Genomic DNA, 11,326 nt, shown 5'->3' with positions numbered 1-11,326 from the left:
AGCTGGTGGGGCAATCGGCGGTCATGAAAGCCCTGCTGGAAACGATACGGCGCGTGGCCCGCAGCGATTCCACCGTCCTGATCTCCGGCGACAGCGGCACCGGCAAGGAACTCATCGCCCGCCTGATCCACCAGCAGTCCGCCCGCAGCCAGAACCGTTTCGTCCAGGTCAACTGCGCCGCCATTCCCGACGAGCTGATCGAGAGCGAGCTTTTCGGGCATGAAAAAGGATCGTTCACCGGGGCCTATGAGAAAAAGATCGGCAAGTTCGAAAGCGCCCACCGCGGCAGCATTTTCCTGGACGAGATCGGCGACCTGAGCCTGAAGGCCCAGGCCAAGGTCTTACGCGTGCTCGAGGAGGGCGAGGTGCAGCCGGTGGGCTCGCCGGAGATCAAGAAGGTCAACGTCCGCGTCATCGCGGCCACCAACAAGAACCTGGAGGAGGAGATCAGGAAGAACAATTTCCGCGAAGACCTCTTTTTCCGTCTGAACGTGGTGCCGATCCATTCGCCGGCGCTGCGCGAAAGAAAGGAGGACATCCCGCTGCTGATCGAGCATTTCATCAATTACTTTTCCGAGGAGAACAATTACAAGAAAAAGGTATTTTCCCCCGAGGCGCTCTCCCGGCTGCTGGATTATCCCTGGAAGGGCAACGTGCGCGAGTTGCGCAACCTGGTGGAAAGGCTCCTGATCATGTGCCGCACCGATCCGATCACCAGCCAGGATCTGCCCGATTACATCAATGGCAGCAGCGCCGGCGGCGAAATGGCGCTGCTCCAGATCAAGAATTGGAAGGAGTTCAAGAACGAGGCGGAAAAGGCCTACCTGGAACAGAAGCTGAAGGAATACGAGTACAACGTGGCCAAGACGGCCCGCGAGATCGGCCTCCCGCGCAGCAACCTCTATCAAAAAATCGCGTCCCTCGGCATCATGGTCGAGCCGCAGGGCGCGGATGAAGAATCGCCGATTTCTTAATTTGACTTTTACTGGATCGGCAAAATATAATATTTTTAATCAAAATAGCGAATGAGGTAATAAAATAATGAAAAACAGAATTTGTTGTCATTTTGTTTTTTCCCTGGTGGTTCTTGGCTTGCTCTTGGGTTCGCTGGCCATGCCAGCTGGCGCCGCGGCGAAAGCGAAAAAAATAAACCTGAATACCGCCACCCTGGCCAAGCTCGAGGCCTTGAAGGGCGTTGGCCCTTCCTTGGCCCAGAAGATCATCGCCGCCCGTCCGTTCAAAAGCATCGCTGACCTGAAAAACGTCAGCGGCATCGGCCAGGCAAAATTCGACGATCTCAAGGACTTGGTGACTGTCGAGGCGGCCGAGGCCGCTAAAACGGCCGAAACCGCGACCAAGGCCAAAGCCAAGACCGAAACAGCCGCCAAGGGAAACGATAAAACCGTTGCCGGGGAGATCGTCAATCTCAACACCGCCGACGAGGCGGCCATTGAAAACCTGCCGGGAATCGGTTCAACCTTGGCTGAAAACATCATCGCCGCCCGTCCCTTCAAAAACGTCGATGACCTGAAAAATGTCAAGGGCATCGGCCAGGCGACATTCGACAAACTTAAGGACCTGGTGACGGTTAAAGCAGCCAAGGCCGGCAAAAAGATAGAGAGCGAAGCCAAGGCTGCCGCTAAACAGACCTCGCCGGCCGCCAAGCAGTCAACAGCCGCCGGACCTGTTGACCTGAACAGCGCCGATAAAGCCGCCCTGGAAGCACTCCCCGGCATCGGACCGGAGCTTGCCGAGAAGATCATCGCCGCCCGGCCTTTCAAGAACGTCGAGGACATTAAGAATGTCAGCGGCATCGGCCAGGCGAGATTCGACGACATCAAAAACCTGGTGACCGTTGAAGCGGATGATGAAACGGCCGTCTCGCCCAAGCTCAAGCCCGGCGAGACGATCAACATCAACAAAGCCAGCGAGGAGCAACTCGACGGTCTCCTGGGTATCGGCCCGGTCAAAGCCAAGGCGATCATCGCCGGACGCCCTTATGCCAAGATCGAAGACATTATGAAGGTCAAAGGCATCAAGGAGAAGACTTTCGCCAAAATCAAGGAGTATATCGTCGTCAGGTAACCGGCCTGCTGCGCCGCAACCTCTATCAAAAAATCGAATCTCCTGGTATAATGAAGGAGCAGCAGGGTGCGGATGAAGAATCGCCTCTCTCTTAACTGAGAGGGGAGGAAAGTCCGGGCTCCGCAGGGAAGGATGATCCCCAACAGGGATTTTCCCCCGCTCAGACGGGGGAACAGGACAGTGTCACAGAGAACAGACCGCGAGCCGCCGGCAACGGCGGCCGTAAGGGTGAAAAGGTGAGGCAAGAGCTCACCGTCACGCCTGGCGACAGGCAGGACTGAGACAAACCCCATCCGGAGCAAGGCTTAACAGAGGGCGTTCGAGGCTTTCCCGGCCGAGGCCCTCGGGTTAGCTGCTGGACCGCGGCAGTAATGCCGCGGGCAGATAAATGATTCTTCTAGACAGAACCCGGCTTACAGTCCGCACCCTGCTGCTCCCATTATTCATCGCTCTTCTGGAAACCGGCGGACAATATGCCGGAAGCCTTTTACCCGACCTAAAAAAACGCTGATCGATATTGTAATTTAAATCGAATTGCCTTAAAATTCCAATTGTAGGGAGAGGATCACTATGCCGAGGTTTGCCGGGGCATTGAGTAAGAATTTCTGGTTTTTAGGAGGTTCATTATGGATTTGACTCCGATCACCCCGTTTCTTTATGCTGGTTCTTTCATTTTTCTTTTCGTCTTCCTCATCTGGCCCTCGATCAGGATGATCGGCCCGACCGAAGTCGGTCTTGTCACCAAGAGGTTCGGCTTCAAGAAACTGTCGAAAGACAACGTCATTGCATTCAACGGTGAAGCCGGTTACCAATCGGAACTGCTCATGCCCGGCTGGCGCTTCAAGTTCTGGCTCGTCTATAAAGTGGACAAGTATCCTTGGATTCAGATCCCCGCCGGCGAGATCGGGGTCGTCATTGCCCAGGTCGGATCGTCCCTTCCCACCGGCGCCAAGTCGGCTGTCGACAAGAAGGTGTTTGGTAATTTCACCGACCTCCGCGTTTTCATCGAGAATGGCGGCCAAAAGGGCGTCCAGCGGCGGGTCCTCTCCCCAGGCCAGACCCTTCCCATCCATCCGGTCGGATTTCTGGTCATCACCAAGAAAAATGTTTATGGTCTGCCGGTCTCTCCGGAGCTCCAGCGGGCTTCCCGTGAACGCGGCGGACTCAGCTTCGTGAACTTCGGGCTCAAGCACGAAGGCCAATTGAACGTCACCCGCATCGCTCCCTTGTTCGAGAGAAACGCAAAAAACGGCGTGGATAGACTTATAGACGCCATCGGCATCATCACGGCCCTCGAAGGCGATCCTTTACCTTCGGGCGACATTGCTTCGCGCCTCGGCGGCTATGACGATATCGCAAAAATTGAACGTGCAGCGACGAAAGCTAACCCGGTAAGGAACTCTGAGCTCATCGAAGTCATCCTTGGCAACAAGAACAATCTCCACAATAACTACCAGGACTTCCAGGCATTCCTGGACAACGGCGGAAAAATAGGTCTGCAACACGACCCGCTGCTCTACGGCGCCTACATTCTCAATCCTTTCCTTGTCGAGATCGAGATTGTCCCCATGCTGGTCATCGAACAGGGCGAGGTCGCCGTGGTCAAATCCTATGTCGGGCTTCCGACCGAGGACACGTCCGGAGAGACTTTCAAGTTCGGCAGTCTCGTGAGGCCCGGCCATCGCGGCATTTGGGAAGAACCCTTGCGCACCGGGAAATACCCCATCAACCCACACATCTACAATGCCGAGATTGTTCCGACTTGCATCCTGACCCTGAACTGGGCTGAGGCCACCTCCAAGGCGCACAACCTGGATCAGGAGCTCAAGCAGATCGAGGCCAAGAGCCGCGAAGGCTTCATCTTCAACATCGATCTCCAGGTCCAGATCCACGTACCGGACACGAAGGCCCCGAAGGTGATCAGCATCGTCGGCACCATGACCAACCTGGTCAACGAGGTGCTTCAGGCTGCCGTGGGCAACCACTTCCGTGACAAGCTCCAGAGCATGCCCGCCATCCGCTTTATCGAGACCCGGCAGGGAGTGCAGGAAGAGGCGAATGAGCACATCCGAAACAAGTTGAACGAATACGAAGTGGAGACCCGCGGGGTCTACATCCAGGACGTCATCCTGCCACCGCAGATGGTGACTGTCCTGACCCAGCGCGAAATTGCCAACCAGGAAATCACGACCTTCCAGAAACAAAAAGACGCTCAGGACCAGCGCATCGCCATGGAACAGAGCAAGGGAACCGCCGAAATGCAGGCCGAGCTGGCCAAGTCCAAGGTTGGGATCGAGATCAGGAAGAACCAGGCCGATGCGCGCAAGGTGGAAGGTCAAGGCGAGGCCAGTTTTCTCACCGATGTGGGCAATGCCAAAGGCGTCGAAGTCCGCGCGATCGGTATGGCCAGCGCCGAAGCCTACGAGCGCCAGGTGCAAGCCCTCGGTCCGCAAGCCACTGCTGTCGTCAACGCCATCAAGGCCCTTGCCGATAATGGCATCAAGATCATGCCCGCCATCCTGGTCATCGGCGGCGAGAAGGGCGGCGGCACATCCGAAGGCCTCATGGCTGCCGTCCTTGGCAATATAACGAAAGGCATCGTAGCGGTCGAAAAAAAGCCCGTGGCCGAAATTGAACGCAAGCCGGGTATCAAGCCCTCGGAGCCGGGGATCCCCGGCCAGAAGTTGCCCAAAAAGTAAACCTCCGACGGCAGGTTCCGGAGTTTCCGATATGTCTGAAGAAAAAACTGCTCGGCCGTCTGTGCTCTGTTCAGCAAGGGTGAAAAGGTGAGGCAAGAGCGCACCGTCAAAGTCAACTGTTTTCACTGGTTGCATTTTTGCAGCTGATTCCCTAAAATTGTGCTCATGATAGAAACGCGTGACGCACCTCCTAAATTGCCAGGAGAAAAATATGCCTGCCTCTCCAGCGGATGACATTTCCGGCTTTTTCGAAAAAAACTACGAGCGCGTCTTCCGCTATGTCCGGGGCATGGTCCGCGACTCGGCCGAGGCCGAGGACCTGACCCAGGAGGCGTTCCTCCGCGCCCACCGCGAGCGCGAAACGGTGCGCGATCCGGGCGCCTTGCTTTCATGGCTCTATCGTGTCGCCACCCACGTATGCCTCGACCGGCTGCGGCAGCGGGCCCGTTTCGCATCCAGGGAATCCGGGATTGACCTCGCCGCCGTCGACCCTCCGGACCCCGATTTGCCTTCGATGCAGCAAGCCCTCGAGCAGGAGCAAATGAGCGCCTGTGTCAATCGCTTTCTGGCTGATATTCCCGATGCCTTCCGCTCGGTGATTCTACTTCATGACATGCACGGAGTGAGCGGCCCTGAGATCGCCGCTCTCCTCGCCCTGCCGCTCAGCACGGTCAAGATCAGGCTCCACCGCGCCCGGCGCCAGCTGAAAACCATGTTGGCATCCGGCTGCAAATTCTCTTTGGACGAACGCGGCGTCCTGGTCTGCGAACCAAAAAAGTAACCCCCCGGCAACGCATCTTCCCTGATTTTCCCAACCTCCTCCAAGGGCCGGATTCCCGGCCATGTATCCATTGCATTCCCTATTTCGTCCTTACCATTGAATCCAGGGAGGTTCATGATGACCAAACACAAAGAAGACCCTGTCCTTGGCGACAAAGATCAGGAGATCATCGCCGTGGGAGCATCTGTTGCCAGCGGCTGCCTGCCCTGCATCAAGTTTCACCTGCGGGCAGCGGCCGGCGCCGGAGCGAGCGAAGGAGATATCCGCCAAGCCGCAGGTGATGCCGCCAGGGTAAGGATGGCGGCGACCGGCATCATGGCCAGGGCCGGCGGCTTGACTCAGGCCGAGTGGAGCCCGGCCATCCCCGAACCGGACGGCGCCCCGACGATGCTGCGCGAGCTCGTGGCGATCGCCGCCGCCTATGCCGTAAATTGCTGCACCAGCGTCAGGGGGCACATGGACGCCGCCCGTGCCCTGGGGGCGACGGACGGGCAGATGTTCGCGGCGCTAAAGATCGCTTGCGCGATAAGAGACGTCGCCTGCCAGAAGGCAAAAGCCGAGGCCGGGGCGGTTCTGGGCGCAAGCGAGGAGCAAGCCGTTTCCTGCTGCGGCAGCGAGGATGAAGAAGCGGTTGATGGAGAAGCCGGGGGTTGCAGCTGCCAACCTGGAGACTTGGATGATTCAAAAAAATCGGATCAAATATAAAGGAGGAGGAGATGCACCTATTCAATCAAACCATACTTGGGATAGCCATTCTGATCTTACTGGCAGCGCTGGTGGCCGTCAAGCGCCTGGCGACCGGCTCCATCTTCGACAGGCTGATCATGCCCTGGCCGCGGATGGCTCACCACCGCACCTACCCGCTCGGGGGGAGCGCGCCGCGCCGCCACGACGATCTGGTCAGCCGCGGACCCTTCAGGCTGGTCAGGAACCCGCTGTACACCGGGGCGCTGGGTATTTCGTTCGGGTTGTTCTGCCTGACCCAGTCCGGGGCGCTCCTGGCGGTTTTTGCGATCTACCTGGCGATCATATTTCCCCTGATCGCCCTGGAGGAAAAGGGGTTGCAGCAAGCCTTCGGAGAGCGCTTTGCCGCCTACGCGGCGCAGGTGAAAAAACTTGTTCCATTCGTGTATTGATTGATGCGCAAAACCGACTTCATAAGGAGCAGTCAATGAGAGTTTTAATCGTTTACGCCCATCCGCAACCCAAGTCTTTCTGCCATGCCGTCCTTGAGCGTCTCAGCGCCGGACTGCGGGATGCCGGCCACGAAATCGACGTGGTCGACCTCTACGCCATCCGTTTCGACCCCGTCTTCCGTACCATGGACTTTGCCAGCTACGTGCACGAAAGCATGCCCCTGGAAATACTTGAACTAATGAACCTCAAGCAGCACGTGATCGACTCCGCCGGCGGCCCCTTGCGCAGGTTCGTGGCCTCACGCTGGCTGCGCAACAAGGATCTCCCGGCCGTGGCGAAATTCATCCACAGCCACAGGCCTAAAGATGTCACGGCCCAGTGGGAGAAAGTCAAAAATGCCCAGGGACTGGTTTTTATCTCGCCGGTATACTGGCTGCATTTTCCTGCCATCCTGAAAGGGTGGTTCGAGCGGGTTTTTGCCTACGGCGACGCCTATGCCCTGACGCCGGTCGGCTGGCAAGGGGACGCGAGCGGCAGGGTGCCGCTGCTGCGCCAGGAAAAAGCGCTGGTGATCAATACCACCCTTTTCAGCGAAAAAGATTACAAGGCCGATTGGGAACTGCCCATGCGGCGCATGATCGATGACTGGGGACTGCGCTACCCGGGAGTCAAAAAAGTCGAGCATGTCTATTTCTACGGGGTTCCCACCGTCGGCGAGGACACACGGAGGGGCTACCTGGAGCGTGCATATACCTTGGGCAAGGAGTTTGCGGGTAGGGACGACCAGCGGTCGATTATGAATTGACAGCAGCCGGCATGCGTAACGCAGCCGGCTGCCGCCCGTTTAAGTCGTCTTTTCAGAGGGGCTGCTGGCCGCCCTGCAAATTCTTGATGACCAGCGCGTCCACCCAGTAGATGTCGTTGTTGCGGGTGAAAAACAGGAATTTTCCATCCGGTGAGAGCATCGGGCAATTCTCGTGGTATTCGGAATTGATCTTGTCGCCCATGTTTTTCGGAGTCGTCCAGCCGTCGTTGGCATCACGGAAGCTGATGTACAGGTCGCCCTGGCCGAAGCTGTCGGGGCGGTCGACCGAAAAAACAAGGAAGTCTTCCTTGGGCGCGATCAGGGCGTCTCCTTCGAAAAGGGTGCTGTTGATGGCGGCGCCGAGGTTTTCAATTTTTTCATACTTGCCGTCGGTCGGCCGGGAGCGGTAAATGTCCCTGGAGCCGAGAGTGTCCGGGCGCTGGGACTGGAAATACAGGGTGCCGTCCGCGGTGAGCGAAGGATAGAACTCGGCTTCGGCCGAATTGATCGGGCTGCCCGGATTGCTGGGTTTTGACCAGCCGTCCGTTGTGCGCTCGACCATCCAGATATCAAAATCCTTCTTGGCCGCTCCGTTTTCCGCCAGCGGGCGGTTGGAGCTGTAGAACAGCCTCTTGTTGTCGGGGGTGATGAAGAGATCGACGTCGCTGTACTGGCCGGAAAACGAAGCCGGCAGCGGTTTTGACCAGCGGCCGTTTTCCTGCTTCATCACCATGATCACCCACTTCATTGGGCCGCTTTGGACGGCAAAATAAAACTCCTTGCCGTCGGCACTGAAAACCGAGTTCAATTCGCTTTTTTCGGTCGATACGGTCCCCGGCGCGAAACGCTCGGGCGCCAATCCGGGAATCTTCTGCCCCAGGTAATCGCCTTCCAGGACGGGCTGCTTGAGAAAATCCTTGCTCGCCCCCTTGGCCACGAGCAGGTCAACGACCTCCTGGTGCCCCTCGCGGACGGCGACGCTGAGCGGCGTGCCGCCGAGCGAGTTGGCCGCGTTGATGTCGGCCTTGTTTTCGATCAGCCATGCCGCCAGCTCCTTCTGGCCGGTCAGGGCGGCCAGCAGCAGCGGCGTGCTGCCCATCTGGTCTTTTTCATCGACAGCGGCCCCTTTGTGGATCAGCAGGCCGGCGATTTCCGCCCGCCCCGACAGGACAGCCTTGATCAGCGGCGTGTTGCCCTTTTTATCCTTCAGGTTCAACGGAGCCCCCTTGGCGATCAGCAGCTCGACCATCTCCCTGCGCCCGGCGCTGACGGCCAGGTCGAGGGGTGTGGCCCCGATGACGTTGGCGTTGACGGTCAGCGGAGCGCCCTTGGCAATGAGCATTTTGACCAGCTCGGTTTCCCCGAGGAAGGCGGCGAAATGAACGGGGGCAAAGCCTTCCTTGTTGACCAGGTTGAAATCGGCCCCCTTTTCCAGCAGAAATTCAAAAACGGCAGGCTGGCGTGAAAGGACGGCTTCCAGCAAGGGGGTGCGGTCGGATTCCCCCCGGGCATTCAGCAGGGCCGGGTCCTTCTCCAGCAGTGTTTTAACGGAGTCCAACTCGCCCTTCTTCACCGGCGCGAAGATATCGTCCGCTGCCAGCGGCATACAGATGAAAATCAACAGGCTCAAGACAGTCAACCAGTTTCGCATGCGTCGCATCGAATCCTCCAGATTGTTTTTATTTGTGAAATCGTCAAAATGCCTCGGCGAAGGTGAGATATAAGGCGGGGGACGAGTCGGCGAAGCCGACGTCCAGGCGGACGTTCAGGTTCTCGCGCGGGTTGAACTTGTAGCGCAGGCCGACGCCGGCGGCCGGGTGAAATTCCGCCAGCGACAGCAGCCCGGCCCGCGGCTGCACCTGGGCCAACCCGGCAAAAGCGCACAACCCGAAGCGCCGCCACAAGGGCAGGCGGTACTCGGCCTGTATGGCCAGCATGCTTTTATCGCGGTAGCGGCCTTCGTAGAAGCCGCGCAGCAGGTTCAGGCCGCCGAACATGGGCAGCGCCTGAAACGGGCACTCGCCCCAGGTCGTCTTGCCGATGGCCTGGACGGCCAGCACCGCGCCGCGGCCCAAAGGGAAGTAATTCCTGGCGTCCAGGGTCAGCTGGCTGAAGGCAAAATCGCTGCCCAGCACCTTGGGGAAAAAGTTAAGCAAGAGCGCGCCATAAGCCCCCTTGCCGGCGGAGAAGGTGTTGTCGCGGCTGTCCCACTTGCCGAAAAGGCCGATCGCGGTCAGCCTGGCGCCGCGGCTGCCGGGGATCTCCCGTGCGGCCAGCAGGCCGTTGCCGGCGGTTTCGGTGATGGCTTGCGAGAACATCTCCAGGTGCATCCCGGTGAACAGGTTCGCGCCCCAGCGGCGCTGGAGGTTCGCCGTCAGGCGCCAGTTGCGGGCGTTGAAGTCTTCGCGGTCCTGTGCCAGGCTGCGGTTGCCGCTGCCGTAAAAACGATCCGGGTAAAGCCAGTATTTCGCCTGGCCGTCCAGCAGGATGGCGCCGCCGGCCAGGTAGAGCTCGTAGTCCACCTGGGCGATGGTCTGCCTGTTCTGGGTGCGGACCAGGTTGAAGCGGTAATGAGAAAGGCGGGAGGGGACGACGGAACGGCCGAAGCGGAAATAATGGATGCCGACGATGCCCCATGAAAAAAGCGTTTCGGGGGTGTAGTAGACGACCGGGGCGACCACGAAGCCGCCGCGGGCCGGCTCGAGCGGTTTGGCGGCGGCCTCGTCCTGGGCGGAGCCCGGTTCACCCAAAGCGAGCAGCAGGAGGAGGGCGGCGCCAAAAAACCGCTGCCGGCGGTGGTTTCGTTCCAAACGTTTACCCGGCATCCGAACCTCGTTTGGCCGCTTTTTTTGCTTTCTTTTGCATGAGGATCTTCTTCAGCAAGTTTTTACCCAGGCCGTGGCGTTCGCGGAAATAGACGTAAACGTCCTCGATGCTCCGCAGCAGCGGCGGCGGTTCGACCGGGTGCGCCTTGGCCCCGGTGCCGGCGATGACGATGACGATTTCTCCCAGAATAGTTTGGTCTTTCAGCGCCTGCGGCCATTCATCCAAACGGCCGCGAATGATCGTTTCATGCTTCTTGCTCAATTCCTTGGCCAGGGCGAAAGGGCGTGCGCCGAACACGGCGGCGGCGCTGCGCAGGAATTCCTCGCTGCGCCGCGGCGATTCGTAAAACACCATGGTATAGGGAAGGGGAGCCAGGGATTTGCAGAAAGTGTGCAGGTCGTTTCGTCCCCGCGGGGGAAAGCCGAGGAAGATGAAGCGGCGCGGATCGATGCCCGAAGCGACCAGGGCCGGGACAAAGGCGGTCGGCCCAGGCAGGGGGATGACCGGGATGTTCCGTGCGATGGCTTTGGCGATCAGGATGAAGCCGGGATCGGAGATGGCCGGGGTGCCCGAATCGGTGATCAAAGCCCCGTCCTGGCCGGTGAGCAGGGCCAGGATCTTCTCCGCCTGCGTTTCCTCCTTGGGACGGTAATGGCTGATGATCCGTTTTTTGATGTTGAAGTGGTTGAGAAGCTTCTGCGAGTAGCGGCTGTCCTCGGCGATGATGAAGTCGACCCGGCGCAGGACGACGACCGCCCGTTCGGTGATGTCCTGCAGGTTGCCGATCGGCGTCGGGACGATGTAGAGAGCCATCAGATGGTTCTCTCGTAGGACTTAAATTCCAAATCACAAATTCCAAATTCCATAGTCACACTAGTTGGTTTCAGCGAATTCCAAACTTGCTGAAACCATAGTGTGACTAAAATTCCAAATTCCAAATTCCAATGTCCAAAAAAAATGCAGTGGAGATTTTCTTCCGTAGGGAACGCAAAT

General features: G+C 58.5%; 11 protein-coding genes and 1 other RNA gene. 8 read left to right on the top strand and 4 right to left on the bottom strand.

Annotated elements, in window-relative coordinates; genetic code table 11:
- The 8 genes from NTW95_02325 to NTW95_02290 all read left to right on the top strand — a co-directional run.
- Positions 1 to 974 (top strand): sigma-54 dependent transcriptional regulator (locus NTW95_02325; protein MCX6556255.1); only part of this gene is annotated, 974 nt, incomplete at its 5' end.
- Positions 975 to 1,041: 67 nt separating this feature from the next.
- Positions 1,042 to 2,085, top strand: a complete 1,044-nt coding sequence (locus tag NTW95_02320) for a helix-hairpin-helix domain-containing protein (GenBank protein MCX6556254.1) — start codon at positions 1,042 to 1,044, stop codon at positions 2,083 to 2,085.
- A gap of 64 nt (positions 2,086 to 2,149) precedes the next feature.
- Positions 2,150 to 2,517, top strand: an RNA gene (rnpB, locus tag NTW95_02315) — RNase P RNA component class A.
- A 194-nt stretch (positions 2,518 to 2,711) separates the two neighbouring features.
- Entirely contained in the window at positions 2,712 to 4,784 is a 2,073-nt protein-coding gene (locus tag NTW95_02310) for an SPFH domain-containing protein (protein MCX6556253.1), read from the top strand.
- Between the two features lie 211 nt (positions 4,785 to 4,995).
- Positions 4,996 to 5,565, top strand: coding sequence for an RNA polymerase sigma factor (locus NTW95_02305; GenBank protein ID MCX6556252.1), 570 nt, complete (start codon positions 4,996 to 4,998; stop codon positions 5,563 to 5,565).
- Between the two features lie 114 nt (positions 5,566 to 5,679).
- Positions 5,680 to 6,270 (top strand): carboxymuconolactone decarboxylase family protein, encoded by a 591-nt coding sequence (locus tag NTW95_02300; protein MCX6556251.1) that lies wholly within the window; start codon positions 5,680 to 5,682, stop codon positions 6,268 to 6,270.
- Positions 6,271 to 6,281: 11 nt separating this feature from the next.
- Positions 6,282 to 6,701 carry a hypothetical protein gene (locus NTW95_02295; GenBank protein MCX6556250.1) on the top strand — a complete coding sequence of 140 codons (420 nt, stop codon included), beginning with the start codon at positions 6,282 to 6,284 and terminating at the stop codon, positions 6,699 to 6,701.
- 35 nt (positions 6,702 to 6,736) lie between these two features.
- Positions 6,737 to 7,507: an NAD(P)H-dependent oxidoreductase gene (locus NTW95_02290; protein MCX6556249.1), complete on the top strand. Its 771-nt coding sequence runs from the start codon at positions 6,737 to 6,739 to the stop codon at positions 7,505 to 7,507.
- A 52-nt stretch (positions 7,508 to 7,559) separates the two neighbouring features.
- Here the strand turns inward: NTW95_02290 and NTW95_02285 are convergent, their stop codons facing one another.
- The 4 genes from NTW95_02285 to NTW95_02270 form a co-directional block, all read right to left on the bottom strand.
- Complete coding sequence (locus NTW95_02285) at positions 7,560 to 9,167, bottom strand: ankyrin repeat domain-containing protein (protein MCX6556248.1); 1,608 nt, start codon at positions 9,165 to 9,167, stop codon at positions 7,560 to 7,562.
- 34 nt (positions 9,168 to 9,201) lie between these two features.
- Positions 9,202 to 10,332, bottom strand: coding sequence for a BamA/TamA family outer membrane protein (locus NTW95_02280; GenBank protein ID MCX6556247.1), 1,131 nt, complete (start codon positions 10,330 to 10,332; stop codon positions 9,202 to 9,204).
- The gene (rsmI, locus tag NTW95_02275) at positions 10,322 to 11,146 is read right to left on the bottom strand and encodes a 16S rRNA (cytidine(1402)-2'-O)-methyltransferase (GenBank protein ID MCX6556246.1); all 825 of its coding nucleotides are present in this window, start codon (positions 11,144 to 11,146) and stop codon (positions 10,322 to 10,324) included. The genes NTW95_02280 and rsmI overlap by 11 nt, the downstream gene beginning before the upstream one ends.
- Positions 11,146 to 11,326: hypothetical protein (locus NTW95_02270; GenBank protein MCX6556245.1), on the bottom strand; the 181-nt coding region annotated here is incomplete at its 5' end. The genes NTW95_02270 and rsmI, both read right to left, overlap by 1 nt.

Source organism: Candidatus Aminicenantes bacterium, assembly GCA_026393795.1.
Classification (GTDB): Bacteria; Acidobacteriota; Aminicenantia; order UBA2199; family UBA2199; genus UBA2199.
This window is presented reverse-complemented; position numbering and strand designations above follow the sequence as displayed.